Consider the following 26,020-nt stretch of genomic DNA (forward strand, 5'->3'; position numbering starts at 1 on the left):
GCCCCCGCGGGGCCCGGGGCAGCGCCCCGGCGCGGCGGCTTGCGCCAAGCGGAGCGTCCGAATTCGGCGCGAGCCCCCTCGACGGGAACCAAGAGACGTGCGATCTTGTCCGCGCGTTTGCAAGGGTGCAGCGAAGGGCGCTGCAGGATCGAGGATGGTCGGGCCGCCATCCCAGCCGGTGAATTTGCCGGCGAGGGATGTGCATGTCGATCAAGAGCTCATCGGGGCGGGGTCCCCTGCCTTCGTCGCCTCCCGAGGCTTGGGAGCCGCTCCTGCGCTTTACGCGGCTCGCGGGCCGTCCGCTCGAGCGATTCCTTCGGATCGAGGCTGCGAGTGGGATCTTGCTGCTCGTCGCGGCGGCGATCGCGCTCGTCTGGGCGAACTCGCGGTGGGCCGAGAGTTACTTCCACCTTTGGCATACCCCGCTCGGGATCCGCGTCGGCGGTTTCACGTTCGAGCGGACGCTCGAGTGGGTCGTCAACGACGGGTTGATTGTGATCTTCTTCTTCGTCGTGGGGATGGAGATACGCCGCGAGATGCACCACGGCGAGCTCTCCGAGTGGCGGCGCGCGGCGCTCCCTGCTGCGGCGGCGCTGGGCGGCATGCTTGCGCCGGCGGGGCTCTACCTCGCCTTCGCCGGGGCCCCTGCGACCCGATCTGGCTGGGGCGTCCCGATGGCGACGGACATCGCTTTCGCCGTCGGAATCCTCACGCTGCTCGGCAAACGCGTCCCGGCGGCGCTGCGCGTGCTCCTGCTTGCGCTCGCCGTCATCGACGACCTCGGGGCCATCGTCGTCATTGCGCTGTTTTATTCGTCTGGAATCTCGATCTCGGGGCTGCTCGTCGCCGTGGCGGGGTTTGGCGGGGTGCTCTTGATGCAGCGGCTCGGCGTGCGGGCGAAGCTTGCTTATGTCGTGCCGGCGGTCGTCGCGTGGGCCGGCATCTATGCGGCGGGCATTCATCCGACGATTGCGGGCGTGCTCGTTGGGCTCGTGACGCCGGTGCGCGCGTGGCTCGGACCCGATGGGTTCATCGCCGGCGTTCGCGAAGAGCTCGAGCACCTCGGAAAAACCGCGCCGGAGGCGCTCTCGTCCCACGCGCTCGCGGAGACCTTGCGGCACGTGGATGCCGCGCGCCGGGAAGCCATGTCGCCCGCCGAGAGCCTGATCGAGACCCTGCACCCGTGGGTGGCGTTCGGCATCATGCCCATCTTTGCGCTCGCGAATGCGGGGGTGCGCGTGACGGGTGGCTCGCTCGAGCCCACGTCATGGCGGGTGCTCGCCGCCGTCGCCGTGGGGCTCGTCGTGGGCAAACCGCTCGGCGTGCTCCTCGCCAGCACGGCGGCGCTTCGCTTGCGGCTCGGGACGCTCCCGCTAGGCATGCGGCTGCGGCACCTCGTCGTGCTTGGCGCCGTCGCGGGCGTGGGGTTCACGATGGCGCTCTTCATCGCGCAGCTTGCGTTTGCGGATGCGTCGCTGCTCGCTGCGGCGAAGCTCGGCGTGCTCTCGGCGAGCGGCGTCGCGGCGATCGTCGGCCTCGTCCTCGGCCGGCTGCTGCTCGCGCCGGTGCCGGCGGCGGGCTCTGCACAAACGGCCGACGAGGCGGAGAGCTCGACGGAGGCGTGACGCTTCGGTCGATGACATCGTCGCCGCGGGAGGCTCGCGCCTGCTTCCGCAGAGGCGGACGCGAGCCTGAACGATGAGGATGCTCGCTCAGGGGGCGAGCCAGGTCACGAAGAAGTGGCTCCCTCCGAGGGGGAGGATCTCGTTGTGCACCTTCGGCGCCTCGCCGAAATCGATGGCGGCGTTTTCCCCCGTGAGGATGGCGCGTCCGGTCTGGTCCATACGAACCGCGACGGCCCGGTCCACGGACTCCGTACCGAAGCGCTGGCTCGCGAGCCAGCCGCCGGAGGGATCGAACTTCGCGAGGAAGATATCGTCCCCTTTGGCATTCACGAGCGGACCGCCGCCGAGGTCGACGCTCCCGCCGTACGTTCCCGCGACGATGACGTTATCGGCGCTGTCCACGTCGACCGACGCGCCCATCACGAGCGTGTTCTCCGGCACGCTGATGAGGCCTCGGCTCCAGAGGTGATTGCCTGAAGGATCGTATTTCGAGAGGACCGTATCGGTATTGCCGTTGCCGACGATCGGCCCTGCCCCCGTATCCACGTACGCCGAGAAGATGGACGAGAGGATGATGTTGTTGCCGCTGTCCACGGCGACGTCGGAAGCCTCCCCCCAGCCGAAGCCTCCGAAGCTTCGGCTCCAGACGTGTTTGCCCGAACCGTCGAATTTCGCGACGAAGGTATCGAAATCGGACTCCGACGTGAGCTCCGGTCCGCCGAAATCGGTCGTCCCCTGGAGGCGGCCCGCGAGGACGATATGGTCAGCGCTGTCGACGGAGAGCGCCGCGCTCAGCGCGTTCCCGAAGCTCTTGGCCCAGACGACGCTGCCGTTCGGGCTCAATTTCAAGAGCACGGCGCCCACCGGGGCCTCGACGTGGAGGGGCGTGCCGATCTCGTCGAAGGTCAGGTCGCTTTTCCCATCGAAGTTGTTGCTCATGTGACCCGCCACGAAGATCTCGCCTTCGCTGTTCGTGGCCACGTCGAAGCCCACCTGATCGGACGGGGTAGGGAAGACGCGCGTCCAGAGAACGTTCCCATCCGGATCGAGCTTCGCCACGAGGATGTCGTGGTCGACCGGATCCGTCGGGGTCCCGGGGGGCTGGCCGTCGCAGAGGACGCCGCCGAAGACATGACCGGTGACGATGACATTGCCAATCGGGTCGAATGCGACTCCGAGCCCTTCGCCATTCCTCGCATGGAGCTGCCTGGTCCAGAGCGGCTTGCTCTCTGCGTCGAGCTTCGCGACGAAGATGTCCAGTCCCGTGTCGTACGCGCGGACGGGCGAAGTGTCGCCGAGGTGGAGGACGCCCGAAAAGCTTCCCGTGACGGCCACGTTGTTCGCGTGATCCACGTCGAGGGCCGAGCTCTGCTGCGAGGGCACGAACCCCGGGCTCTGAACGCCTTCGTTGCACCAATTGCCGCTGCCGCCGCCGCTGCCGCCGCTGCCGCCGCTGCCACCGCTCCCGCTGGGGTCCGGCGATTGCGAGGAAGCAGCGGCCACGTCCCCGTCCGTGCTGCAAGATGCCGTCCCGAGCACGCAGGGCAGGAGCGTGAGCGCGCTGGCCAGGCCGAAAAATGAATGTTTCATAAGAATCCTCCAAGAAACGAGGGAAGGCTAGTCGTGGCCTTCTCTTCTTGTAAATGCGTCCTGGAGTTGTAAACGTGCTTGCAGCACGCTCAGCAAATCGCCATGCAGAGGGCGGCGAGGCCGGCTCGATCAAGGGCAAGATCGAGCTCGAGACGGTCCTCCGGGGCCTCGTGGCTGCGAATTCATGAGGGCGCGTGCGCCGCGGGGACCCACGACCCGTGGAATCCGAAGGGGACGCGCTGGGGCAATCGGACGCGCGCCAAGGGGGCCGCGCCGAAGTTCTTGGCGTCCAGGACGACGAGATCGCTGCCGTCGCGCGCGCCGTCGTAGACGATGCTGAGCAGAAAGCCCGCGTCTTCGGAGGGATCGGCGCTCCTCGGGGCGAATACACACTCGCCGGGCACGTTCTGCGGGCCGAGGTCTTGCGCGACCGACGTGCCCGTCGCCGCATCGTAGCGCCGAAGGCGCGCGCTCGTCGGAGTGCCGCCCACGAAATCGCAAAGCTCGACGACGTACGTGTATCGATGCGGCTGCCCCGTGCGGCGGTCGTCGGTGCGAGGAAAATCGACCACGCGCTCGTCGATCGCCCCTTCGCGGGTGCGGCCGGAAGCAAGATCGATCTCCCAGTGGTAGAGAAACGGCGGGCTGACTTCGAAGCGCGCGCAGCGGGCGCCCGTGAGGACGATCGTCCCGTCGTCGCGCTCGAATGCATTGGCCGTGTGGCTCAGGTACCCCGGCTCGAAGTCGAACCAGCGCACCGCCCCGCCAGCGCGTGGCACCACGCCGATGCGCGTCCGGTGGGTGTCGCTCCACGTGAAGGGCATCCCGTCGCCCCAATCGCGCGTCATCCGGGCGGGCGAATCGAAGAAGAGCGCGTGGTGCCGCGTGATGGCGAAATCGTGCATAAGGGACGCACCGTCGAGCTCGATTTCCCGCTTCGTGATCACCCGGCCCGCTGCGTCGGCGATGTAATATGTCAGGTAGGGCCGTATCGGCTGGTAGCCGAAGAAATGGAGCTCGCCCGTCAGCGGACACCGCTTCGGGTGCGCCGTCATCGGCGTGTCCACGGCCCCGTCGAAATCGAACACGCCGACCGTCGAGAGCTCCCGATCGAGCTGCATCGGCAGCGCCGCCTCGACCATCGAGAGAATGCGGCCCGCGTGCTCGATGACGTGGGTGTTCGACGTGCCCCCGCCGCGCAGCCGCCTCGCCCGCGCCGCGCTCGCGTCCTCGCCGTCCGCGGGCCCGAGGTTCGTCCCGTGAAACCTTGCGGTCCGTACGTAGCGATTCCGGTACCAGCGAGCCTTTCCGCCTTCGAGGTGGACGCCGTGCACCATCCCATCGCCGAACCACCAATGGCGGGACGGGCTGTCCTTCGGATTGGGTCCGTTGCGCAAATAGGTCCCGGTGAGCTCGCGCGGCAGCTCGCCCAGCACAGGCAGGTCGTGCGCGGTCACCTCGTCTGCGACCGGGGCGAAGGGACCACGCAGCCAGAACGGCTCGGCTTCCAGCGTCGACATGCACTTCTCTCCTGGCAGTTGGTTGAGCGCTCAAGTACCATCCGCGTGCGACCTCCGCAAGGGGTTTGTTTGAGTTCTCAACAAAAGAAAGCAGCATGTCGGCGTACCATATGACGTTCCTGTTCGACCTGAACCGGGCGCACGCGACCACGATCCGCCGGTTCGACGCTTCGCTCGGCCAGGTGCACGGCATCGGCCTCAACGACCTGCACCTGCTCCAGGTGCTCGATCAGGCGCCCGATCGAAGGCTCAGGCGAATCGATCTGGCCCAGCAGCTCGGCGTGACGGCCTCGGGCGTGACCTGGATGCTCCGCCCGCTGACGAAGCGCGGCCTCATCACGAGTCAGGGGAGCGAGGACGACGGGCGCGTCACGTTCGCGGTGCTCACCGAAGCCGGGCGCACGCTCGTGGCCGACGCGGTGCCCACGGCGCGGCGAATTGCGGCCGAGCTCCTCGGCCCGGAATTCGGGAAAGAGGAGCTCGCGAGGGCAGCGGCGGTGCTCGCACGGCTTTCGTGAGACGGACGCCGAGAGCAGCGCACGAATCCATCCCACGAAAACTCCCACGAACGGACGGTGATGCGGTACCCTGGGGTATGCGCCGCGCACCGCTTTTTGCTTCCACCCTCGCCCTCGTTCTCGCCTCCGGTACCGCTTTTGCGGTCGTCACCGAGCCCAATGGCCTCGTCGTGCCGCTCGATTCGGCCAACGCCGAGGTTCAGCTCTACACCTTTTTCCAGAACCAGAACGATCCCGTCGACTGGAAGGCCGACGCGCACACCACGCCGAACGCGTTCTCGCCGCTGTGCGGGTTCACCGCGACCTTCGTGCTGAACGAGGCCGGCTCGCACTTCGGCCTCGCCTGGTACAACGAGACCGGACAGAAGCCGCAGCCGGCGGATCTGCACACCCTCGTGCCCCCGAACTCGCCGGTCGGCACCACGTTCAGCGGCACGTCGATCAAGAACGATCCGGCCTATGCCGGCGGTCTCGTCGGCTTCGCGCTCGTGGGCGGCGAGACGCACTATACGAACCCGGCGTACAACAACCTCTGCTCGAGCTGCAACCCATCGGCGCCGTGGATCACGGCGGTGATTTATGCCTCGAAGACGACGGCGAACGCCTATTACATCGCCTTCGAGGACGGCGCGACCACGGCCTCGGGCTGGAACAACGACGGCGATTTCAACGACGACGTCTTCTTCCTGACCGGCATCACGTGCTCCGGCGGCGGCCAGCCCTGCGACACGGGCAAGCCCGGTGTCTGCGCGTCGGGCTTGACGCAATGCACGTCGAACGGCGTCGTCTGCCAGGAGCTCACGCAGCCGAAAGGCGAGAATTGCAACGGGATCGACGACGATTGCAACGGGACGGTGGACGAGGGGGACATCTGTCCGAGCGGCTTCGTTTGCGACAAGGGCACGTGCGTGCAGAGCTGCAAGGGCGGCGAGTTCGACTGTCTGCCCGACCAGGCGTGTAACAGCAACGGGTATTGCGTGGATGCCGCGTGCAAGGACGTGACCTGCGAGGTCGGCAAGGTCTGCATCGGCGGCACCTGCAAGGGCCCGTGCGACGACGTGGCTTGTCCGTTCCCGCAGGTCTGCCGCGTGGGCGCGTGCGTCGACCCGTGCGCCGGCGTCACGTGCGAGAGCGGCCAGGTATGCGACGGCGGCGTGTGCGTCACGCGCTGCGATTGCCTGCCTTGTGCGGGCGGCAAGGCGTGCGAGACGTCGAGCGGCCTGTGCGTCGAGCCGGCCTGCATCGGCGTTTCGTGCGAGGCGGGGACGCACTGCGCCGGCGGGACGTGCGTGGACAATTGCATGGGCGCCGCGTGCCCGACGGGCCAGGCGTGCATGGCGGGGCAATGCGTGGAGGCGCCGAGCAGCTCGGACGCGAGCAGCTCGTCGGGAATCTTCGGGTCCGGCGGCGAGGGTGGTGGGGGAGGGAGCGGCGGAATGGGCGGCGCCGCAGGGAATGGCGGAATGGGCGGGAACGGCGGTTCCGGTGGCTCCGGCAATGCTGGCAGCGAGGGATCGTGCGGGTGCCGGGTCGTGGGCAATGCGGAGGCGACGGGGGCCGCGTGGGCGGCGCTCGGGATGATGGGGCTCGCGGCGATGCGGCGGCGCCGCCGCGCGCCTCAACCGGCCAAATGAAAACGCAGGAAGCCGAGCATCCGGCGGATCTGCTCCCGCGACGTGTCGTTATCGTCGACGATGTCGAACGCATGCGGCGCGGACGGGGCGTTGGTCAGGGTGATCGGCAGGTTGCGCGAAAGCGCCGCCGCGACGAAACGATCGAGCGAGGTGTTGAGGCCAGGGTCGTCGCGGCCGGCGCGCGCGAGGAAGAGCGGCACGTCGGCGCGGAGATCGTCGATCGATTTGCCGGCAATCGGCGTGGCGAAATAGTACTGCTTGGCGGCGTCGGCCACGTGCGTCGCGCCGTCGAGATCGAGCGTATGGCCGTACGCGAGCACGGCACACGCGACCCGGGCCTCGGCGTCGCGCAAGAGCAACGATAACGCGTTGGGGACGTTGCCCGAGGACGCCCACACCCCGATCCTTTCGGGATCGATTCCGAGCGTCGCGCCGTGCGCGCGAAGATGCCGCATCACGAGGGCCACATCCTCGGGCTGCCGGTTCGCGTAGGTGACCGCGACCATCCCCGACGCCGCCACGAGCCGCGCCCACGACACGTACGACGCCATGTCCTTGAACTTGCATCCGAGCATCATCTCGAATCCGGGATCCGGGTATCCCGAGACGAACACGACGGCAGGCCGCAGCCCGTCGCCGCCCGGCGGTGTATACACATCGAGGGTCGGACCACCGGCGTCGAGGTCGGTCCGGACCGTCACTTCGTGCATGCCGGGAAGCTCGAGGACCACCGGCTTCAGGGTCATCGGATTGCGCGGGGCACGTGTGGGTTCGCTCATGGTCGAGGGTTCCTTTCGGGGGGCGAGCCTATCAGGAACCGCAATGCCGTGCCAGACGTCCTACGCCCCACCGAGGCCCTTTCCTACAACCGCATGAATCGTCCGCGTTCCCGCGGAAAACGTTCCCGACACACGAGCGCCCCGCGGGATGACGAATTCCCGCCCGGCGCCGAGCTCCATGTCCATGCCATTGATGCGCAGCACGTAGCTGCCTTCCAGCACCGCGACGTACTCGTCGACGTCGCGCCACTGCTCCTCCGTATTCGCATCGGTCTTCGCGTGGCAGATGAGGAGCTGCGTCCCATCCGCGCCGGTGAACGCGTACGCCTCGACGCCCGGAATGCGCAGAGCGTCCGCCGCGACCCGGTTTGCCTCACTCGTCATGAAGGCCGGGAAGCTGCCCAGGCCGAACCGTGCCGCATACTCTGCATTGAGCGCGGAGAAACGCTCCTTGTCGAACCCGGAGGCAGGGTTGCCGTCGACCGCCGCCTCCAGGTTGTCGAGGCAGAAATGCCAGCCCGTGGCGTCACGAGCGACGTTCGCGCGGTCCGCCGGGATCGTCGTGAAGATCAAGAGGCAACCCGTGCCCTCGGGCTTTAGCTCCCACCGCAGGACGTCTCCTTCCCACGTGTATTCGAGGACGCGCGGCGGGTCGAAGACCGAGATCTTTCCCTTGCCGGGCTCGCCTTCCGCGAAGAAAAAGCGCAATTCGGCGCCGACCTCGCGCGCGCCCTCGATGCGGGCGGGGAACCAGTGGGCGAGCTCCTGGCTCTCCGTGAGTGCGCGCCAAACCTTTTCGGGGCGGTGGGCGAGGCGCCGCTCGAACCGGAGCTCGACGTGATTGCCTTTCGTGATCAGGGTCCCGTTTTTCATTGTTTTCTCCTCGGGGGCGGGCTCCGGCGGCTACTCTCGGGGGGTTCGTCCGCCATGGTATCCAGGTGGCGCTCGAGCGCGTCGAGCCGACGCGACCAGAGCGCGCGATATGGCGCGAGCCACGCGTCGAGCTCCACGAGAGGCTCGGGGCGCAGGCCGTACAGCCGACGCTGAGCGTCCTGCTCGACATCCACGAGACGCGCCTCCTTGAGTACGCGCAGGTGCTTGGACACGGTGGGCTGCGTCAGACCGAGCCGGTCCGAGAGCTCCCCGACAGGACGGCGCCCCTCGCGAAGGAGATCCAGGATGCGGCGGCGATTCGGCTCCGCCACGACTTCGAACGCGCTCAGCATGGGCGCGTATATGCTCATGGAGGCATATGCCTGTCAAGGCATATGAAGGGCGACCCGGTCAGCTCATGGGTGTGCGTGCGTGTGTGGCGATGTGGACGGAATGTGAATGGGGACGAGGGCTTCGAACCACGAAAGCGTGCCAGATCAGGTCAGGCTTCGCCCTCGACGGCGAGCGCGAGCTCCTGGCCGTAGGCGAGCTCCAGCGTGTGCCCATCCGGATCGCGGAGGAACGCCCAGTACCCGACGGGCGGACCGCTGTCCTCGGGCTCGCGGACGAGACACCCCTCCGCACGCGCCATCTCGCAAAGCCTGTCGACTTCGTCGCGGGAAGCGACGCCGACCCCGAGGTGCGCGAAGGGCAAGAGCGGCGTGACCGCGGATGACGTCTCGATGAGCACGATTGCGAAGGGGCGCGTGCGATCGCTGATCCACGCCACACCGGGGCGGCGGTGCACCACGCGCATATGAGCGAATCGCTCGTAGAAGGCGATGCTCGCGTCGAGGGAACGAACGGGCAGGGCGACGTGCGTGAGACCGAGATCCGACATGTTCGTGGTTCCTCCGGAGCGGAGGATACATCGAGCATGCGGCAATCCCGTCAAGCGGACGTGCGCCGTCGCCGTCGCAAGATTGCTCCGAGCCCGAAGAACAACACGAGCCCGAAGGAACCCGCGCCGTTCGCCCCGCCCGTCGCCATCACGCAGCCGCTTTCGCTTCCCGGATCACTCCCGCCATTACCCGCGCCATGGCCGCCGGCGCCGCCCGTATCGCCTCCGCCTGCGCCGCCCGCGCCGCCCACGCCTGCGCCGCCTGCGCCCATGCCCGGCACCACCTCGAAGAGACCTTCGAGCTGCGCGTCCGGCGGGCCGCCCTGGCCCGGATCACCGAACCAGGTGACGCCCTCTTGCACGAGACCAAAATGCTCGTCGTACACGCCCGTCTCCAGGGGCGCGTGCAAGGTGAAGGTGAACTTGTACGTCCCGCCCGGCGGCACCGTGCCCTCGACGCGCGCATAACGATTCGGCCCCGGCCATTCCGGGCCGGCGAAGGGGCTCGTCCGGTCGCGCGGCTCCGTGGTCGCGAGCAGCGTATTGCCGTCCCACGCCTTCGTGCCGATGTTCAAGAGCTCGATGTACGCGTCGAGTGTCCCGCCGGCTTCCACCTGCACGGGGCCCTCGCTCGCATACGGGAACGACTGGCTCACGAACTTCGCGGCATATTCGGGGCCGCTGTTCGCGAAGGCCTGAAGATCGGCCAGGCTGCCATTGAACTGGTTCCGGTCCACGTTGCCCGCGACGCCCGGCACCGAGCCGCTGTCGGTGTACTGGAAGAGGATCCATTTGTCCCAGTAGTTGTCGGGCAGGTTCGGGCAATCGAAGCTGTAGTTCGGGATCCAGAGCGGGTAATCGCCGAAATCGTAGCTCGCGACGTTGTCCTGCCAGAAATATTTGCCCGTGTAGATGATCGGCTTCGTGCCGGTGGCGGCCTCGACGTGCGCGAGCCATTGCTTCATCTTGCTCACGACCGTGGACTTGCTCTGCCCGGACATGTCCTCGACGTCGAGGACCGGCGGCAGATCCCCCGGGCCGAGCGCGCCCATCGCGTCGATCATGAGATCGGCCTGGGCGATGGCGTCCTGGTGCGGCAGGAAAAACTGATACGCCCCGCGCACGAGCCCCGCGGACTTGATGCCGCTCCAGTTCGTGTCGAACCAGGTATCCTTGCTTGTCCCGTAGCTGACGCGGGCGATGGCGAACTCGATGCCCGCACCTCTCACCTGGTCCCAGTTCACTTCCTCTTGCCATACCGAGACGTCGATTCCCTCGACCGTGTCGCCGTCGGCGCAGACGCTGAAGGCCTGTTCGGTTCGACCGAGCGGACCCTCCGACGAATCGAATTCACCCGCGCCGCATGCGGGCAGCACGAGCGCGGCGAGGGACAGGAGAGAAGCGCGGAACGGGTGGAGCCGGGACAAGGTATGCATGGGTGATCTCATCGGCGCGGGGCCATCCGCAATGCCCGTGCCAGCGTGCACGGCCATCCCGCGCGGGGCCTTTCCGCGGTGAATCGAGACCCTTACTCGCGCGAGGGTGAAGCTTCAAGGATCCAGTTGGATCGCAGGCGCACCAGGGATGCCGTTTCGGGAAGAAACCACGTGTCGGATCGTTGACACGGGCTCGGACGCACGATGTTCTGAGGCGATGGACGAGACGACCGAGATCGAAACGGTGGGGGATGTCACGATCACCATCCGGCGACCCAAGAGCAGGCTCGCGGAGCTCGCGGGCCGGGTTCGCGAGGTGCTCGGAAAAGACCTCCCCGATGACGTAGCGGCATTTTATGAGAGGAGCGACGGCCTCGCGTTTCGCGCCACCCGGGACGGCGTGCTCCTCGGCGAGGAAGCCTCGATCTGCGGGCTCGAAGCGGCGTTCGCGGATTTTCGTCCGCACCGGCAATATCGAAGCCGGCGAGCCTACGAGAACGACGTGGAGGCGGGGGATCTGTACGACCAGCCGTTCTGCGAGGAGCTCTGGAGCGACGGATTCGAGGTGGAGTCGAAGCGCGACCTCGAACGCCTCAACACGCTGAAGCGCTCGAAGCTCCTCGTCTCCGTCCCCGGCGAGTCCGTATGGCTCACGATCGACTACTTCGATCCGAAGGGCGCCCCCTATCGGATCGGTATCGCCGAGGACGGTTGTGACCTGTTCCCTCTCGACCTCTCGTTCCCGGACTTCGTGGCCCACTTTTGCCGGTTCGGGGCGGCGCGCTGGTACCTCGCGTTCGCCGGAAAGAAGGCCGAGAAGGCGAAGAACATCGATTTTGCGGCCGAGATCGAGCGGAGCCTCGAAGACCTCGCTTCCGCCTTCCCGGCAGAGGTCGCGGCGCTCCTCCAGCGGGTGGATCCGCGGCGGAAACCAAAGAAGTCCGGTTGACTCTTGCCTGTGTGTCGAGAACCATGTCGGATATGGAATCCTTCATCGCCTTCATCCCGCTGTCGAACTGGCTGCGCGGCTTCGACCGGTACGGGATGCTGTATTCGAAGGCGTCGATCGGCGAGTCGAGGTTTCCGGACGCGTTCTACATGCTGAAGGAAGACGAGCGCTGGGCGCCGGGGCTCGACAAGGCGCGGCGCCTCGTGGCGAAGCTCGGGCGGCCGAAAGATCGCGTGGTGGCGCTGCGCGCGCGGCTCCCGGTCGGCCCTCTGGGGATGCGCCCGAACGACGTGACCGGCACGGGCATCGGCTGGCGCTGGCCCGCGAGCGAGATTCCCTTGAGCGGCGTGGCGTGGGTGGACGAAGAGGATACGCTCGTCCCCACGAGGCACGAGGAAATCACCGCGGAGGCCTTTCGCCTCGACGACGACGGGCTCGTCGAATGGGCGAAGTGCCGGCCGCGGAGCGTATCGGTCCTGCCGGTCGCGAAGGCTTGTCAGGCGCGTTGTGCATTCTGCTTCTCGAAGGCGAGCGTATCCGATCTCGCCCGCCAGCGGAGCGGCACGCTCGACCAATACCTCGCCTGGGCGAAGCTCGCGAAGGAGCGCGGCGCCGAGCGCGCCGTCATCACCGGCGGAGGCGAGCCGACGCTCCTCGAACCCGAGAAGCTCCGCGCGCTCGTGTGTGGCCTCGCGGAGTCGTTCGCAAAAATCTTGCTCATCACGAACGGCGCGCGCCTCGACCTCGCGCAGCTCGAAGGCCTCCGGGCCGCAGGGCTCACCACGCTGGCGGTGAGCCGGCACGGCGTGACGCGCGCGGACGATGCGCGGATCATGGGGATCGAGGTCGACTCCGGGGCGTTCGGGCGCGCGCCGGGCCTGCGCACGCGGGCCATTTGTGTGCTCCAGCGAGGCGGGGTCGACGACGCGGCGAAGGTGCGCGCGTACCTCGAACGGAGCGCCGCCGAGGGGTTCCAGGAGGTTTGTTTCAAAGAGCTTTACGTATCGAGCCTCTCGGAGAACCCGTGGGCCCCGAGCATGGCAAACCAGTTTTGCGAGACGAACCAGGTGCCGCTCTCGCTCGTGCTCCGCACGCTCGCCGAGCTAGGCTTCGAGAGGCGCGAGGCGTTGCCCTGGGGGAGCCCGGTGTTCGAGGGCGAAATCGGCGGCCGCGTGCTCCGCGTGGCCGCGTACACGGAGCCCTCGGTCGGCTGGGAGCGGACGCATGGCATCGTGCGCTCGTGGAACGTGATGGCCGACGGAACCTGCCTCGCCTCGCTGGAAGATCCGAGCTCGACGTTATGAACCACGAAACCTTTCTGGCGCGTCGCGCAGAGCTCCGAGCCACGCGCCCCGGGCTCCTCGATCTCGCGGAGCTCAACGTCTATCGAAGCCTCGGGCGCGCCTTTCCCGCCATCTTGCCATCGACCCATCCGGAAGCCCCTTATCGTTGCCACCTCGCGGAGCGATTCCTCGCGCACCTCGATCTCCCGCAGACGCTGAAGCCGCGTACGCAGGTCAGCCACGGCGTTCGTCGTTCGCTCCGCGCGCTGTTCGGGCTCTTTGCTGAGCGGAAAACGCGTGTCGGCGTACCGGCCGATGTGTACCCCGTTTATTTGCAAATCGCGGCAGAGGCGGGAGCGACGGTCGTGCCATGGGAGGCGCGTGTCGGTCTTCCCGACCTCGACGCGCTGGACGCGCTCCTCCTCTGCGAGCCGTTGAAACCCTGGGGTTCGTCGCTGACGCCATTCGAAGTGGAAGAGCTTCGGCGCTGGGCACGCGCGGACGAGCGGCGTATGCTGATCCTCGATTCGGTCTACGCGACGCCGCCGACCGAGGCCTCACGTCGATTGCTCGAAGACGAGAGCGCTCTTCTGCTCACGTCGCTGTCGAAGGGCTGGCTCGTCCCCGATCACGCGGGGATCTGCATCGTGCCCGAGCGTTTTCGGAAGGAGACGCGCGACGCGTTCGCAGGGCTACAGAAAGACGAGCAGCGGCTTCGCATCGGATACGCGGCGCTCACCGAGCATGCCGCGCGTCCTCGCGAGGTCTCCGCGGCTTTGCGCGAGCGCGCGCGCCGGCTGGACGAGCTGACGAGCGCGAGGCCCGAGCTCGGCGCGTCCCCGTGTTTCGGTTACTTCGCGACATCGTCGAGGTCGTTCGACACGCTGCTCGAAATGGGAATCCTCGGCGTCCCTGCCACGGTCTTCGGCGGACCCGAGGGCCTCAGCGTGCTCTCGAGCCTCGAAGCCTGAGGCGCTCGCCGGGGATGACGTCCGCAGGGTCGGTGCTCCATGACGATCCCAGACCCCGTGGGCTCGTACCGACCATTGCCGGCGCTCGCCGCACTCGCGCTCGTCCTCTCGTCCGGCGCTCGGGCTTCGGCCGTCACGCCGCAGCTCGTCTCGGCGCGGGCGGGCACGGCCAGGGTCGATCGCAACAAACCGGGCGGACCGACGCCCATGGTGCAGCGCGGGCTCATTTTGCCCTCGGGGCTGCTCGATCCCTACGTGAGCCCCTTCGTCGAGCACCCCATCGATAAAGACTACCACCGCCTCGGGACGAGCTTCGGCACCACCTGGGGCATCGTCCCCGAGGTGCACGTCGATGTCCAGATCGGCCCCTATTACATCGGTCCGGAGCCGCCCCCGGGCACGAACCGCGTCACCATCACGGGCCGTTACCTCAAGACACGGCCCGTCGACCTCGGCGCCTCGTTCATGACGGTGTTCGACCCGAACCCCTCGCACCCGTTCGTCAGCTACGTTCAGCCAGGGCTGCCCGCCATCTTCCGCCCGAACAAGCACCTCCGTGTCGATACCGGCATCTATGTACCCTGGTATCCCACCACGGACGCACATCTCGGCATTCGCGTCCCGCTGAACGTTTACGTTCAGCTCGCGGACCGCTTCCATGTCGGCGCGGCGAGCGTCCTCGTCGTCTCGGACCTCCGCGATCCCCATACGAACACGTCCGTTCCGTTCGGTTTCACCGGCGGCTACAGCGCGGGGCCCGAGCTCGATTTCCTGGCGCTCACGCCCTACGTGACCTGGACGCGCTTCTATTCGCCCGCGACCGGCGCCCTGGACACGCGCTCGTTCGTCGCCGGACTCATCGTCGACTTCATCATCGACCTTCGGTGAGCTCGCGTGTCACGGCAGGCGTGACGTGGCTCGGGTTCCCTCCTATCCTCGGGACCGGAGGTTTGCCATGCATTTTCTTCACCGCTCCTTGCAATTCGTAGTCCCCGCGGTGCTCGTCCTCTCCGCCTGCGCTGTCACGGAAAGCGGCACACGTCCGTCCGGCAGCGGCGGCGAGGCGGGCGAATCGAGCGGCGGGCAAGGCGGCAGCGCCGGGGCCGGCGGGATGGGCAGCGGGAACGCCGGCGCGGGCGGCGAGGGCGGAGATCTTTTCGGCGACGGCGGACTCATGGGCGCCGGCGGCGGATCCGGCGGCGACGATTGCGCGGACGAGGCGAAGCTCGTCTACATCATCGGCCAGGACAACGAGCTCTACAGCTTCGACCCGCCCACGCTCGACGTGAAGCTCATCGGCGTGATCGACTGCCCCACCGGCGGCATCGGCACGCCGTTCTCGATGGCCGTCGACCGCAAAGGCACGGCGTGGATCCTCTTCAGCGACGGCCGCATCTACCACGTCGACGTGAAGACCGCGGCCTGCGCGGCGACGTCCTACCTGGCTGGACAGCAGGGTTTCACCACGTTCGGAATGGGGTTCGTCGCGAATGCGCCGGGCAGCGCGGAGGAGACGCTCTACGTCGCCGACTACGACGGCAAGGGCCTCGCGCGGATCGACACGCAATCGCTGGCGCTCTCGTTCGTCGGCCCCTGGGACAAACTCACGGGCGCGGCCGAGCTCACGGGCACGGGCGACGCGCGGATCTTCGGCTTCTTCAACTACAGCCCGATCATCATCGCGGAGATCGATAAAAATTCGGGCAAGATCCTGAGCCAGGCCCCGCAGCCCTCGGTGTCGATCGGGAGCGGCTGGGCGTTCGCGTTCTGGGGCGGCGATTTCTGGCTGTTCACGAGCCCCACGGGCGACTCGCAGATCCAGCAGTATCGCCCCTCCACGGGGACGACGACCGTGGTGAAGACGGGGCTCGGCACGAACATCGTCGGCGCGGGTGTCTCCACGTGCGCGCCGGTCAAGCCGCCGAAATGAGCGCTACTGGAAGTTGATCGCGATCCAGCCGCCGGCGGCGCTGAATCCGCAAGCGACCTTCGAGAAGTACTTCGCGCTCATGTTCACGTAATGCCCGCACACGTCGCCCGTCGATTGCCCGTAAAAATCGCAATTCGGGCACTCCGGGTTGTACCCTTCATTGCAAGCGTCGCAGCCGGAGCAGCCGGCCTGATCCCGCTCGGCCCACATCCCATCGAGGCAGCCCGCGACGTTTTCGGCCCCGTGGCCGAGGCACTCGTTCTGGCCGCTGCCATTGCAGCTCGGATAGAGGCCCATGCCCCACGCGCCGTGCGCCTTGTCGTTCTGTTGATCCCACGTCGCCTGCTGATCCACGCAGGATTCCGCTTCCTTCCAGCGCGCGTAGGGCGGGAGCCCCTTCGTGGCGCGGTGCGCGTTGATCGTGTCGACACACGCTTGCCGGAACGCCTCGTACGGATCCGACCCGCCGCCGCTGCTCGTCGTCGTGCCGCCGCCGGCGCCGCCCTGACCGCCGCTGCCGCTCGACGCGCTGCTGCTCGGCGTCCCTCCTTGCCCGCCCGCGCCGCCGCTCCCGCCTTCGCCCGCCCCGCCATCACCGCCGCCCCCTTGCGACCCCGCGTTCGAACACGCCGCGGCGCCGAGGGCAAAAAGACCTAGAAGAACCCGATAGGCCATCTTCATCGACATGGGGAAGCTCCTTGCTTACGCGTCGAGTGTAGAGGACGTATACGGGCGCCTGGTATGGAAAACGACCAGGACGGGCTCGGGCCCGTTCAGGACGATGGCGCAGGGGCGCGGCGTGGCTTCGCGGCGCGGCGTTTCATGACGAACCGGAGCGCCTCCGCCAGATTCCCGAGCGTCATGACGCTCCCGAGATCGACGCCGAGACCCACGAGCGCCGTGGCCACGCCGGGATTGACGCCCGTGACGAGGGCCGACGTGCCGAGCAGCCCGAGCGCGCGCAGCACCTTGAAGAGGTGATCGGCCGTCGTCGCGTCGACCGCGTCGATGCCCGTCATGTCGAGGATCACGTAATGCGCCTGCTCGCTCACGACCGCGTCGAGCAAGGTGGCGAGGATACGCTCGGCGCGCGCCGCGTCGATCGTCCCCACGAGCGGCAGCGCGAGCACGCCGTCCCATACCCGCACGATCGGCGTGGAGAGCGTGCGGATCGCGCCTTCTTGCTGCGCGATGAGATCGAGCTGCTGGCGGAGCGTGCGTTCGGCTTCGATACGCTCGGTGACGTCCATCGCGACGCCGAGCACGCCCTCGACGGGGCCGCCTTCCTCGCGCCGGATCGGAATGTATCGGCATTCCCAGGAGGCGCCGCCCGCCTGGGCGAGGGTGACCTGCTGGGAGCCGCCGAGGGCGGCGCGGATCGCGGCGAGGATTTCGGGGACGTCGCGGTAGAGATCGAAGGCGCTCATGCCGACGACCTCGCCGGGCGCGAAGCCGAGCGCGCGGAGCCCCGCGCCGTCGGAGAGCGTGAAGATCCCTTTTTCGTCGGTGGACCAGAGCACGAGCGGGGTATTGTCGAGCATGCGCCGTATGAAGGTGCGCTCGGCGGCGAGCATGGCGCGCGTGTCGGTCACCTCGGTCGTGTCACGAACGAAAGCGGCCCGGCCGAGGACATTCCCATTTTCGTCGCGCAGCGCGCGAATTTGCCATTCGCAATGGAAATGCTCGCCGTCCTTTCGGCCGCAACGGGTCGAGAAGGGCGGCGGGCTTTGCGTGTCGAGCTCGGCGAGGAGCGCGCCGGGGTCGACCTCCGCGTCGGGCCCGAGGAGATCACGTATGGCTTTTCCGATGATTTCGGCCTCGCCGTAGCCGAAGAGACGCTCGGCGCCCGGGTTCCAGGCGACGATCGTGCCGCTCGCGTCGAGGCCCACGATGCCCATCGGCGACTCCTGCGCGAGCGCGCGGAGCATCTTTGGATCCTCGAAATAGGCCGACGCGGTACGTTCCTCGGTAACCATCCAATCCCGTGTACCAAAAGTGCCGCCGCTCGGAAAGCGCCCCTCATCCTGCGGGAGTACGCTCGGTCACGAGATTGTCGAATTATCGACGGTGCGTCATTGCGGTGACGGTAGGCAACGTTTCAGGCGGCACGCGTAGAGCTTTGGCGCAGCGAGCCCGCTCGCGTCACGAAACCAACGGCTGGGTCGAACGGCGACGGAATCGTGCCGCATGGCCACGCCCCTGCTCGACGAGCGCCTCGCCGGCCGGGCGGAGGACCTGCGCCGCCGCCTGCCGCCGCAGCGTAGTGACCTCTTCGGCGGGCAGGAAGCCGTGCTCCCGGGGCGGCTCTTCGCCCGTGACCGTCGGCTCCTTGCAGGCGATCTGGAGCGCCTTTTCCAGGGTCGTTGCGACCTCGGCCGCGAGCGCCGCGCCGCCCGTGCCGATCGCCCAACGCACGAAGGCCCATCCGAGCTCGGCGTGGCGCATCTCGTCCTCAGCAATCTCCAGCAATGCGAGGCGAACCGCGCGTGGACCGGCCTCCTGCGCCGCCGCGGCCGCTTCGATGGCCGCGAGCGTCTCGCCCACGCAGCCCTCGACCACCGTGGCGAGGGTGGCCGCCGTGAGCGAGCCGAGATCCTCGAAAGCACCGTCCACCGCGAGCGGCCCGAATCCGAGCGGCTCGCCTCCATACGCGGATGCGAGCGACATGGCGAGGCGCGCGTGCCGCACCTCGTCGAGCGCCGCGAGGTGGGCCGCCTCGACGAGCGCCGGCGGCGCGCCGAGCGCCATGAGCGCCATCGAGAATCGGGCAAACGAGGCCACGGACGCGTGCTCGTTGCGGCCTCGCTCGGCCCAGCGCCGCGCGAGGAGCGCGCGGACCTCGGCCGGGAGATCGGCCGTATCGAGCTCGTGGAGCGCGGCATTGAAATCGCGCAGGCCCTGCGAGCGCTCGGCGGGCGCGTCGAGCGGGCTCGACCAGGCGCTCGGCCCTTCGCGCACGTCGGCGAGCCGGGGTTTTCCTTGCACGAGCAGGGGCCGGCCGTCGCAGCCGATCGAGCCGACGAGATAACAGCAGCTCTCGGCGCTGCCCTCGTTTTCATTGGCATACGGTCCGCGGAGCGGCTCGCATTCGCATTCGCCGGAGCCAGGGGGCCGGCCCTTGAGGACGACCTCGGCCGCGCCGGGACATACGCCGTTCACCGGCGCGGTGCAAAGCGTGATGTCGCAGCATTGGCCGTGATAGCCGAAATCGTCCTCGTACACGGGCCCATAACAGGCGGGCGCCGGGGCGGGCTCGAGGCTCTGGGCAGGGGCCGCCGGGCCGGGAGCGCCCGGAGCGGATTCGACGTCGGCCCCGCACCCCGAAGCCAGGAGGAGGCTTGCGCCCCATTGAGAAGCGACGAGAAGGCGATGAAGGAAGACGCGCATGCCGGTCCAATTGGCAATTCGCGTGCCGATGGCCACGCCCGTGTTTTTCGCGTCGATGCGCTTCCGGCGCTGTGCCGGGTTGTGCCGAGCGCGCCTGGGCGTGCTACCCACTCGGCGTGACCAAGGCCGCTCGTCCCCCCCTCCCGCTACCGAGCTCCACGCCCCTCGCGCCTCCCGATGGCTTCGAGGCGCGCCTCGCGGAGATCGGCGTTCGCCTCGACGCGCCCGTGCTCGCGACGCTCGGCGACTACCTCGCGCGGCTGCTCGCGATGAACGAGCAGATGAACCTCACCGCCATCAAGGATCCGAGCGACGCGTGGGAAAAACACGCGCTCGACGCGCTCACGCTCGTGCCCTTGCTCGGGGACGCCTCCGCGGGAGCGCGGCTCGTCGACGTCGGCTCGGGCGGCGGTTTGCCCGGCATTCCGATCGCGATCGCGCGGCCCGATCTCCAGGTCACGCTCGTCGAGGCGACGCAGAAAAAAGCGGCGTTCCTCTCGGCCGTCGTGGCCGCGCTGGGCCTTTTGAACGTGACCGTGCGCGCCGAGCGGGCCGAGCAGCTCGCGGCCGGGGAGCTCCGCGGGGGGTTCGACGTGGTGACCGCGCGCGCCGTGGCGCGATTGAACCTGCTCGTGCCGCTGACCGCGCCGTTCGCGAAGCCGGGCGGGCTCGTGCTCCTCGTGAAGGGGCAACGCGCCGAGGAGGAGCTCGCGGAGGCCAAGCGCGTGCTCGTCGAGCAGGCGACGACCCACGAGAAGACGGTCGCAACGCCGACGGGGCGGATCGTCGTGCTCCGGCGAGGCGCGGGAGAGGCGCGGCGCAAGGCGAAGCGGTGAGGGGAGGCGAACGCGGGTTCGAGCCGCCGAAATGGGCTCAGAGCTCGAACGTCGATTGCACGATCGGATTGCCGTAGCTGTCGACGTCCTTTGGCCAGCCTCCCGTGCGGACCACGAGGTTCGGCGCGGCCTCGAACACGCCCTGCCCGTGCGTGTGCCCGCAGAGCACGGTGATGCGCGTGCCGGGGTGCTTCGTCGCGTATTCGAGGAGGACCACGCCCGTCGAGACACACGTGAACCACGGGAGCCACGGAGGCGACGATTGCGCGCCTTCGTACCAGCAGGCCTGGGGGAAGGGCGGGACGTGCGTCAGGACGAACAGCTCCTCGGTCTCGGGCGCGCGGGCGAGCTTTTCCCGCAGCGCGCGGGCCTCGCCTTCGCCGAGCTTTCGGAGGAGCTCGATCCGCCCCGGGGGATCCATGCGCACGTCGAAAAAGTCCGTGATCATGTGCCAGTCGGAGAGCTGGATCGGCGAGTCGAGATCACCACAGCGCGCATCGCCCCAGCCGTCGACGCCGAGCAAGACGACGTGGTCTTCGAGCCGCACCGGATCGACCCCGGGCAGCCAGGTCGCGAGCTTCGGAATACGCGTGACCTGCTCGCGCACCTGGCGAATGCTCGATCCGTAATAATCGTGGTTGCCGAGCACGAAATACACCTTCGCGCCGGTCTTCGTCGCGACGTCGTCGACGAAATGCACGACCGAGTCCGCCTCGGCGATGTCGCCCGTCAGGAGGACGATGTCCGGCTCTTCCGCCCGGACGGCCTCGTAAAACCGCTGGAGCGCTCGGGGGAGCGGGAAGTTCAAGTGGATGTCGGTGCACCACGTCGCGCGCATGACCCGCGGAAGCGTACCACGCCCGCGGCGCCCTCGTCGCTCACGCCGATTTGACGGACACGGTCGAGAGTTGCTCCTCGATCTGTCCGATCAGCCACCCGATGAAATCCTCTTTGCGCATGACGCGCGAGACGTGGAGCCCCGACCAGACGGGGGAGCGGACGGCGGACGTGTCACAGCTCTGCACGATGACGGGCATGTCGCGGATGCGGGGATCTCTCCGGATCGCGCGGACGAGCTCCACCCCGTTCATCACCGGCATGTGGATGTCCGTGATGACCAGCGCGACCGCATGCGTCGTGATGACGGAGAGCGCGTCGCGGCCATTCTCGGCCTCGAGCACCTCGAACTTCGGCTCCAGCACCGATCGATATACTTGGCGCAGAAACGAATCGTCCTCGACGAGCAGGATGGCCCCGCTCGTGGCCCCGCCGAGGACACGCTCCACCACCGCCCGGAGCTCGCCCGCCGTGACCGGTTTCTCCAGGTACCCCGCGACGCCGTGCAGGATGGCCTCGGCTTCACGCTTCACCACCGTGACGAAGACCGTGGGGATGCCGTGGCTCCGGAGGACGCGGTGGACGGCGAACCCATCCATCTCCGGCATCAGGACGTCGACGAGGGCGAGGTCCGGTTGCCACGTCGAGACGACCCGGACCGCGTCGCGACCGCTCGGGCTCGTGCGCACGTCATGCCCGACGTCGGCGAGCGCGGTGGCCATCCAGACCCTGGTTTCGTCGTCGTCGTCCACGATCAGGAGCTTCGCCATGGCCCGTCCTTCCCTCGCGCCTCTGTCCTTCACGCCGCCAGGGCACCTGTCGAGGTGGGGGCCTTGCGGAGGCGGAACCAGAACCGGGCGCCTCCCTCAGCAAGCGTGGTGTATCCGATCGAGCCGCCCCAGCGCTCGACGGTGATGCGGCAGAAGTAGAGCCCGAGCCCCGTGCCCGCCTCGGGCCCGATCCCCCGGCCGAAGCGCTGAAACAGGCGCGGCGCGAGCGCAGGCGGCACGCCGGGCCCCTCGTCCTCGATGCTCACCTCGACGCTCGTGTCCTCCTCGCGCAAATGCACGCGCACCGAGCCACCAACCGGGCTGTGGCGGACCGCGTTGCCGAGCAGGTTCGCGAGGACCCGCAAGAGCCGCGGTTCGTCCGCGACGACGAGGCTCGCGAGCCGCGGCACGTCCCGCTCGATACGCACGTTGCGGCCACGCGCCGTGAGCTCGTGCTCGGCGATGACGCGGAGGAGCCCGGCGCGCAGATCGGAGACCGCGGTCTCCTCGCGCGTGGCGTCGAGGTCTTCGTGCTCGGACGCGAACACGGCGAGGATCTCGCGGATCATCGCGCGCTGCCGGAGCGCCGCTTCGAGCGCGAGATCGATCATGGCGCCGTCCTCGCTGGGCGGATGGCGTTCGTCGAGGGACGAGAGCACGCCGAGGATCGTCTGGAGCGGGCTCGCGAGGTCGTGGACGATGCAGTGCACGAGGATGTCTTTCTGCTCGATCTCGCGGGCGAGCGCGTCGTAGGTGATGCGCAGCTCGCGGGCGCGCTGAAGGACCAGGCGACGCTCGTGGAAGAGCTCGTCGCAGCGGGTGATCACGAGCAGGCGGCTCGGGCCGACGAGCAGCGCGGTCGCTGCGAGGGGCAGCTCCTCGCCGCCTTCAGCCGTCTCGCACCAGAGGTCGGAGTCGAGCCGCGTCGGGCCTCCGTCCTTCGCTCGCCAGACGGCCTCCGCCTCGGGCAGGAAGACCGAGAGGAACGGGAACATGCTCTCCACGCGGATGGGCGTGCTCGCGCGGAGGACGCCGCGCGACATGCGCGCATACCAGTCGGGCGCGCTGCCGCGCTGCAAGAACGTGCCGTCCGGCTGGCGTTCGAGGACGACCTTCCCGAGGGAAGCGAGGATCGAGGTTTCCATCGAGGTCTCCATGGCGAGCCTGCCTTTCAGCGCTGGAGCAGCGCCTGGCCGAGCGCGCGGAAGGCCTCTTCGACGCCCGCGCCGGTCTTCGCGCTGGTCTCGAAGACGGTCCAGCGCGCGGCGAGCTCCCGCTCGTGAGCGTCGTCGAGCTCCCAGGAGGCGCGCAGATCGGCCTTGTTCAGCACGAGGACACGAGGCACGTCGCCCACGATCTCCGTGGCGGCGTGGTGCAGGGCCATCGCGGTCTCCACCGTGGCGCGGCGCGTCCCGTCGGCGACGAGCAGGTAGCCCGCGGCGCCGCGCAGGTACGAGAGGCGGACGCGCTGGAACTCGTCCTCGCCGCTGAGATCCCAGATCACGAGGACCATCACGTGGTCGCCGTACGTGAGGTGCTTCGTCTCGATCTTCGTGCCGATCGTGGTCTGGTACTGATCGGAAAAGATGCTGCGGACGAAGCGCATGACGAGGCTCGTCTTGCCGACGCCCGTGGCGCCGAGCAGGCACACCTTCCGCTTCTCGAGCGTGCTCATGATCCCTCGCTCGCAGGCGTCAGGCGCACGGTGAAGGTGACCTTGCGCGCGGCCGGATCCGCTTGGCCGACGCCCCGCACGGAGAGCTGCTCCGTCGCGACGCCGCGCTCGCCGAGCTCGGCCGCCACCCTCGCGGCGCGTTCCTCGCTGATGCGCTGGTTGTTCTCGGGTGTGCCCGTCGCATCGGCGTGCCCCACGATCTCGATCCGAACGGAGAGGCCACCCCGCGGGGCGGCGTCGAGGAGCGCCTGCACGGCGCGCGCCGCGGCGTCGAGGCGGACGCGCTCGGCGGCGAGCGGCCTCTCCGCGCCGGGCGGGAACGCGATCTGGAGGCCCTCCAGCGTGGTCGCTGCGGTGTGCGCGGACGTGATCGCCTCGGCCTCGAACAGGCGCGTGTCGTCGAGCGCCGTGATGCCCGGCAGGCTCGTGGCGAGCAGACGCGCACGGTCGATCCACGCGCGTTCGGCGACGCCCGCGGCCACGAGCGTCCCGCTCGCGAGGCGCAACGTGACTTCGGGCGGAGGCCGCAGCACCTGGAAGGCGCGTCGCTCCGTGAGCGGAGGATCGAGCGAGTAGACCGGCTTGAAGCGCAGCTCCACGTCCGAGGCGCGGAAGCCATGGCGCGCGAGCAATGCGGCAGGATCCTGCGCGAGTGGATCCCCGAGCCCTTCGACGAAGCGGCGTCCTCCATCACGCCCCGTCCTCGTGACCGTCAGGCCGGGCTCCTCGCGGAGCGCCTCCACGTACGCGTCGAACCGCGCATGCCGGTCGTGCACGATCTTCCACCCGATCCCGACGCCGACCAGGGCGAGGACCGCGATCGCGGCGAGCGCGAGCATGCCGCGGCGGCGGCTCTCCGGCTTCTGGATGCGCTCCTCGCGCATGCACCCGACGAGCGCGTCGCGCGTCGGCTCGAACGTGGCCACCTCGCCTTTGAACTGCTCCAAGGGGGCCGCGTATGTGCGGTGGATCTGCTCCAGCGTCTCGGCGAGTGACGCCTCCACGTCCTTCGTGGCGACGCCGCGCACGATGGCGACCAGCATGGCGCGTGGCCCGTGCTCGACGATGCCCGTGAGCCCGCCGACGCAGAAGCGCGACAGGCCCGTTTCTTTTTCCTCGCGAAACACGTCCCGCGCGAAATCGTCGATGGCCGCGAGCATCGCCGACACCTGATCGGGATCCTCCGCCGCCACGTTCTCCGCCGCGACGTGCTGCAAAACGAGCCCGCTCTCGCGATGCACCAGAAACACGTGCTCCACCCGGTAGGCGAGGTTGTGGAGCATCACGATCTCGACGAAGGGCCGGCCCGTGCGTGCTGCCTCGATGCGCCAGCGCAGGCTCTCCACGGTCATCGTCTGCTGCACCATCTGGTCGAGCCGCTGGAGGAACGCTTCGAGCGCGGCGCGGGCGGCTTTTCGGACGGCGGGGCCGATCGAGGGGAAGATGGCGTCGGCGAAGAGCTCCGGGTTTTTCCGGACGGTCTCGTGGATGCTCGACAGCAGGAGCGGCTGCATCGCGGACGAGAGCTCTTCGCCGCGCTTTTGGCTCACGACGGCGGCCTGGGGCAGCACCTCGCCGATGGTCTCGGCGAGGGCCTCGGGGGTCTCGAGCTTGTGTTCGAGGGACGAAAGCCGTTCCTGCTCGGGCTTTACGAGGAACGGGCGCAGATCGTCGAGGGTGTAGTTGGGTTCTCGCCGCCGCGCCCGCGCTCGCAGGCGGGCGCTCATGACTGCTCGGCGCGAGGCTCCGGGGTGCGTGCGGCCTCGACGATCCCGCTCGTGGGGCCGACGGCCTCCGAGGACTCGCCGGTGAACAGGGCGAGCTCACGCTGGAGCGTGGACATGAGCTCGTCCCTGAGGGAGCGTGACTGCTCGACGAACCCCTTGGCCTCGTCGAGGATCTGCTGCCGGAAATCACGCTGGGCGCGGACCAGCCCGTCTTCGAGCTTCTTGATGCGCTGGTCGAGCTCGGCGACGGCGTCCCGCGCCTCTCTTGCGACGTTGTTCAGCGCTGCCATCTGGGCCGTGCGATCGGATTCCCGCTGCGTGCTCTGCGCGTCCGTCTCGCGCTTCACGTGGGCTTCGAGCACGTCGATCATGCGCCTCGTATCGGCGCGTAGCTCCTCGCCTTGCGACGCGACCAGGCCCTCGATGCGCGCGAGTTTTCGCTCGAAATCGCGAACGACGGCGCCGAAGAGGATCTCGCGCACCTGATCGAGGCTGTTCGCCGGCGACGGCGCGGCGTGTGTGGTCCCCCTGCTTTCGAGCTCGGCTCGTGCACTCGGGCTCATGGCTCCCCTCGTCGTGGACGGCCTCTCGCGTGGACTCGTACGCGAGCGTTCCGGGCCGCCGTGTCGTCCAGATGCGCTGGAATCCATAGGAAATGACTCCCTCGGCCGCAGCGGATCCATAAAGCGGTGGACGCGCATCGCCACCCCGCGGCGCCGCGCGTACCCCTGCCGTCGGTCGATCGGTTCGGCCGGCGACCGCCCTCGATCGAGCCCGTG

At 68.4% G+C, this 26,020-nt stretch carries 25 protein-coding genes; 9 read left to right on the forward strand and 16 right to left on the reverse strand.

Annotation, left to right across the window (positions count from 1 at the left end; translation table 11 throughout):
* Positions 1-203: 203 nt before the first annotated feature.
* The gene (gene nhaA, locus QHF84_RS26330) at positions 204-1,625 is read left to right on the forward strand and encodes a Na+/H+ antiporter NhaA (RefSeq protein ID WP_281316177.1); all 1,422 of its coding nucleotides are present in this window, start codon (positions 204-206) and stop codon (positions 1,623-1,625) included.
* Between the two features lie 87 nt (positions 1,626-1,712).
* On the opposite strand, the gene QHF84_RS26335 is transcribed toward nhaA, so the two are convergent.
* Both QHF84_RS26335 and QHF84_RS26340 read right to left on the reverse strand, forming a co-directional pair.
* Positions 1,713-3,215, reverse strand: coding sequence for a hypothetical protein (locus tag QHF84_RS26335; protein ID WP_281316178.1), 1,503 nt, complete (start codon positions 3,213-3,215; stop codon positions 1,713-1,715).
* Between the two features lie 182 nt (positions 3,216-3,397).
* On the reverse strand, positions 3,398-4,735 hold the full coding sequence (locus QHF84_RS26340) for a carotenoid oxygenase family protein (protein WP_281316179.1): 1,338 nt from the start codon (positions 4,733-4,735) through the stop codon (positions 3,398-3,400).
* A 95-nt stretch (positions 4,736-4,830) separates the two neighbouring features.
* On the opposite strand from QHF84_RS26340, the gene QHF84_RS26345 reads away from it, so the two are divergent.
* Both QHF84_RS26345 and QHF84_RS26350 read left to right on the forward strand, forming a co-directional pair.
* Positions 4,831-5,253: a MarR family transcriptional regulator gene (locus tag QHF84_RS26345; RefSeq protein ID WP_281316180.1), complete on the forward strand. Its 423-nt coding sequence runs from the start codon at positions 4,831-4,833 to the stop codon at positions 5,251-5,253.
* A 77-nt stretch (positions 5,254-5,330) separates the two neighbouring features.
* Positions 5,331-6,887: an MYXO-CTERM sorting domain-containing protein gene (locus QHF84_RS26350; protein WP_281316181.1), complete on the forward strand. Its 1,557-nt coding sequence runs from the start codon at positions 5,331-5,333 to the stop codon at positions 6,885-6,887.
* Here the strand turns inward: QHF84_RS26350 and QHF84_RS26355 are convergent.
* From QHF84_RS26355 to QHF84_RS26375, 5 genes are all read right to left on the reverse strand, one after another.
* Entirely contained in the window at positions 6,872-7,666 is a 795-nt protein-coding gene (locus QHF84_RS26355) for a hypothetical protein (protein WP_281316182.1), read from the reverse strand. The two genes, QHF84_RS26350 and QHF84_RS26355, sit on opposite strands and share 16 nt — an antisense overlap.
* A gap of 60 nt (positions 7,667-7,726) precedes the next feature.
* Entirely contained in the window at positions 7,727-8,539 is an 813-nt protein-coding gene (locus QHF84_RS26360) for an SRPBCC domain-containing protein (RefSeq protein ID WP_281316183.1), read from the reverse strand.
* Entirely contained in the window at positions 8,536-8,892 is a 357-nt protein-coding gene (locus QHF84_RS26365) for a metalloregulator ArsR/SmtB family transcription factor (RefSeq protein ID WP_348652881.1), read from the reverse strand. Before QHF84_RS26365 ends, QHF84_RS26360 begins: the two co-directional genes overlap by 4 nt.
* Before the next feature lie 149 nt (positions 8,893-9,041).
* Positions 9,042-9,440, reverse strand: a complete 399-nt coding sequence (locus QHF84_RS26370) for a VOC family protein (RefSeq protein WP_281316185.1) — start codon at positions 9,438-9,440, stop codon at positions 9,042-9,044.
* A gap of 50 nt (positions 9,441-9,490) precedes the next feature.
* Positions 9,491-10,876, reverse strand: a complete 1,386-nt coding sequence (locus tag QHF84_RS26375) for a GH25 family lysozyme (protein ID WP_281316186.1) — start codon at positions 10,874-10,876, stop codon at positions 9,491-9,493.
* 217 nt (positions 10,877-11,093) lie between these two features.
* Between QHF84_RS26375 and QHF84_RS26380 the strand changes: the two genes are divergently transcribed.
* From QHF84_RS26380 to QHF84_RS26400, 5 genes are all read left to right on the forward strand, one after another.
* On the forward strand, positions 11,094-11,825 hold the full coding sequence (locus tag QHF84_RS26380; protein ID WP_281316187.1) for a hypothetical protein: 732 nt from the start codon (positions 11,094-11,096) through the stop codon (positions 11,823-11,825).
* A gap of 32 nt (positions 11,826-11,857) precedes the next feature.
* A complete protein-coding gene (locus tag QHF84_RS26385; RefSeq protein WP_281316188.1) occupies positions 11,858-13,129 on the forward strand; it encodes a radical SAM protein in 1,272 nt (423 codons plus the stop codon).
* Positions 13,126-14,079, forward strand: coding sequence for an aminotransferase class I/II-fold pyridoxal phosphate-dependent enzyme (locus tag QHF84_RS26390; RefSeq protein WP_281316189.1), 954 nt, complete (start codon positions 13,126-13,128; stop codon positions 14,077-14,079). Before QHF84_RS26385 ends, QHF84_RS26390 begins: the two co-directional genes overlap by 4 nt.
* Before the next feature lie 39 nt (positions 14,080-14,118).
* Positions 14,119-14,967 (forward strand): hypothetical protein, encoded by an 849-nt coding sequence (locus QHF84_RS26395; protein ID WP_281316190.1) that lies wholly within the window; start codon positions 14,119-14,121, stop codon positions 14,965-14,967.
* Positions 14,968-15,034: 67 nt separating this feature from the next.
* The gene (locus QHF84_RS26400) at positions 15,035-16,009 is read left to right on the forward strand and encodes a hypothetical protein (protein ID WP_281316191.1); all 975 of its coding nucleotides are present in this window, start codon (positions 15,035-15,037) and stop codon (positions 16,007-16,009) included.
* A 3-nt stretch (positions 16,010-16,012) separates the two neighbouring features.
* On the opposite strand, the gene QHF84_RS26405 is transcribed toward QHF84_RS26400, so the two are convergent.
* The 3 genes from QHF84_RS26405 to QHF84_RS26415 all read right to left on the reverse strand — a co-directional run bounded on the left by QHF84_RS26405 (position 16,013) and on the right by QHF84_RS26415 (position 19,231).
* Positions 16,013-16,696, reverse strand: a complete 684-nt coding sequence (locus tag QHF84_RS26405; RefSeq protein WP_281316192.1) for a hypothetical protein — start codon at positions 16,694-16,696, stop codon at positions 16,013-16,015.
* Positions 16,697-16,782: 86 nt separating this feature from the next.
* The gene (locus tag QHF84_RS26410; RefSeq protein ID WP_281316193.1) at positions 16,783-17,937 is read right to left on the reverse strand and encodes a PAS domain S-box protein; all 1,155 of its coding nucleotides are present in this window, start codon (positions 17,935-17,937) and stop codon (positions 16,783-16,785) included.
* 214 nt (positions 17,938-18,151) lie between these two features.
* Positions 18,152-19,231, reverse strand: a complete 1,080-nt coding sequence (locus tag QHF84_RS26415; protein WP_281316194.1) for a hypothetical protein — start codon at positions 19,229-19,231, stop codon at positions 18,152-18,154.
* Between the two features lie 281 nt (positions 19,232-19,512).
* On the opposite strand from QHF84_RS26415, the gene rsmG reads away from it, so the two are divergent.
* A complete protein-coding gene (gene rsmG / locus QHF84_RS26420; RefSeq protein ID WP_281316195.1) occupies positions 19,513-20,232 on the forward strand; it encodes a 16S rRNA (guanine(527)-N(7))-methyltransferase RsmG in 720 nt (239 codons plus the stop codon).
* Between the two features lie 37 nt (positions 20,233-20,269).
* On the opposite strand, the gene QHF84_RS26425 is transcribed toward rsmG, so the two are convergent.
* The 6 genes from QHF84_RS26425 to QHF84_RS26450 are packed head-to-tail and all read right to left on the reverse strand — an operon-like array spanning position 20,270 to position 25,804.
* Complete coding sequence (locus QHF84_RS26425; protein WP_281316196.1) at positions 20,270-21,070, reverse strand: metallophosphoesterase; 801 nt, start codon at positions 21,068-21,070, stop codon at positions 20,270-20,272.
* 40 nt (positions 21,071-21,110) lie between these two features.
* Positions 21,111-21,839, reverse strand: a complete 729-nt coding sequence (locus tag QHF84_RS26430) for a response regulator (RefSeq protein WP_281316197.1) — start codon at positions 21,837-21,839, stop codon at positions 21,111-21,113.
* A gap of 29 nt (positions 21,840-21,868) precedes the next feature.
* Entirely contained in the window at positions 21,869-22,984 is a 1,116-nt protein-coding gene (locus QHF84_RS26435; RefSeq protein ID WP_281316198.1) for a HAMP domain-containing sensor histidine kinase, read from the reverse strand.
* A gap of 26 nt (positions 22,985-23,010) precedes the next feature.
* The gene (locus QHF84_RS26440) at positions 23,011-23,514 is read right to left on the reverse strand and encodes a GTP-binding protein (protein ID WP_281316199.1); all 504 of its coding nucleotides are present in this window, start codon (positions 23,512-23,514) and stop codon (positions 23,011-23,013) included.
* Complete coding sequence (locus QHF84_RS26445) at positions 23,511-25,241, reverse strand: OmpA family protein (RefSeq protein WP_281316200.1); 1,731 nt, start codon at positions 25,239-25,241, stop codon at positions 23,511-23,513. Before QHF84_RS26445 ends, QHF84_RS26440 begins: the two co-directional genes overlap by 4 nt.
* The gene (locus tag QHF84_RS26450) at positions 25,238-25,804 is read right to left on the reverse strand and encodes a hypothetical protein (RefSeq protein ID WP_281316201.1); all 567 of its coding nucleotides are present in this window, start codon (positions 25,802-25,804) and stop codon (positions 25,238-25,240) included. Before QHF84_RS26450 ends, QHF84_RS26445 begins: the two co-directional genes overlap by 4 nt.
* Positions 25,805-26,020 lie beyond the last annotated feature (216 nt).

Origin of the sequence: Polyangium sp. y55x31, from assembly GCF_029946505.1 — a bacterium.
GTDB lineage: Bacteria > Myxococcota_A > Polyangia > Polyangiales > Polyangiaceae > Polyangium.

Bases quoted from the DNA above. Each gene is read 5' to 3' on its own strand.
- QHF84_RS26360 (WP_281316183.1), bottom strand. From the start codon at position 8,539: ATGAAAAACGGGACCCTGATCACGAAAGGCAATCACGTCGAGCTCCGG.
- QHF84_RS26425 (WP_281316196.1), bottom strand. From the start codon at position 21,070: ATGCGCGCGACGTGGTGCACCGACATCCACTTGAACTTCCCGCTCCCC.
- QHF84_RS26365 (WP_348652881.1), bottom strand. From the start codon at position 8,892: ATGCTGAGCGCGTTCGAAGTCGTGGCGGAGCCGAATCGCCGCCGCATC.
- QHF84_RS26370 (WP_281316185.1), bottom strand. From the start codon at position 9,440: ATGTCGGATCTCGGTCTCACGCACGTCGCCCTGCCCGTTCGTTCCCTC.
- QHF84_RS26345 (WP_281316180.1), top strand. From the start codon at position 4,831: ATGTCGGCGTACCATATGACGTTCCTGTTCGACCTGAACCGGGCGCAC.
- QHF84_RS26335 (WP_281316178.1), bottom strand. From the start codon at position 3,215: ATGAAACATTCATTTTTCGGCCTGGCCAGCGCGCTCACGCTCCTGCCC.
- QHF84_RS26380 (WP_281316187.1), top strand. From the start codon at position 11,094: ATGGACGAGACGACCGAGATCGAAACGGTGGGGGATGTCACGATCACC.
- QHF84_RS26355 (WP_281316182.1), bottom strand. From the start codon at position 7,666: ATGAGCGAACCCACACGTGCCCCGCGCAATCCGATGACCCTGAAGCCG.
- QHF84_RS26450 (WP_281316201.1), bottom strand. From the start codon at position 25,804: ATGAGCCCGAGTGCACGAGCCGAGCTCGAAAGCAGGGGGACCACACAC.
- QHF84_RS26350 (WP_281316181.1), top strand. From the start codon at position 5,331: ATGCGCCGCGCACCGCTTTTTGCTTCCACCCTCGCCCTCGTTCTCGCC.
- QHF84_RS26410 (WP_281316193.1), bottom strand. From the start codon at position 17,937: ATGCTCCGCGCGCTCGCGCAGGAGTCGCCGATGGGCATCGTGGGCCTC.
- QHF84_RS26440 (WP_281316199.1), bottom strand. From the start codon at position 23,514: ATGAGCACGCTCGAGAAGCGGAAGGTGTGCCTGCTCGGCGCCACGGGC.
- QHF84_RS26395 (WP_281316190.1), top strand. From the start codon at position 14,119: ATGACGATCCCAGACCCCGTGGGCTCGTACCGACCATTGCCGGCGCTC.
- QHF84_RS26430 (WP_281316197.1), bottom strand. From the start codon at position 21,839: ATGGCGAAGCTCCTGATCGTGGACGACGACGACGAAACCAGGGTCTGG.
- nhaA (WP_281316177.1), top strand. From the start codon at position 204: ATGTCGATCAAGAGCTCATCGGGGCGGGGTCCCCTGCCTTCGTCGCCT.
- QHF84_RS26400 (WP_281316191.1), top strand. From the start codon at position 15,035: ATGCATTTTCTTCACCGCTCCTTGCAATTCGTAGTCCCCGCGGTGCTC.
- QHF84_RS26340 (WP_281316179.1), bottom strand. From the start codon at position 4,735: ATGTCGACGCTGGAAGCCGAGCCGTTCTGGCTGCGTGGTCCCTTCGCC.
- QHF84_RS26405 (WP_281316192.1), bottom strand. From the start codon at position 16,696: ATGTCGATGAAGATGGCCTATCGGGTTCTTCTAGGTCTTTTTGCCCTC.
- QHF84_RS26385 (WP_281316188.1), top strand. From the start codon at position 11,858: ATGGAATCCTTCATCGCCTTCATCCCGCTGTCGAACTGGCTGCGCGGC.
- QHF84_RS26445 (WP_281316200.1), bottom strand. From the start codon at position 25,241: ATGAGCGCCCGCCTGCGAGCGCGGGCGCGGCGGCGAGAACCCAACTAC.
- QHF84_RS26435 (WP_281316198.1), bottom strand. From the start codon at position 22,984: ATGGAAACCTCGATCCTCGCTTCCCTCGGGAAGGTCGTCCTCGAACGC.
- QHF84_RS26375 (WP_281316186.1), bottom strand. From the start codon at position 10,876: ATGCATACCTTGTCCCGGCTCCACCCGTTCCGCGCTTCTCTCCTGTCC.
- QHF84_RS26390 (WP_281316189.1), top strand. From the start codon at position 13,126: ATGAACCACGAAACCTTTCTGGCGCGTCGCGCAGAGCTCCGAGCCACG.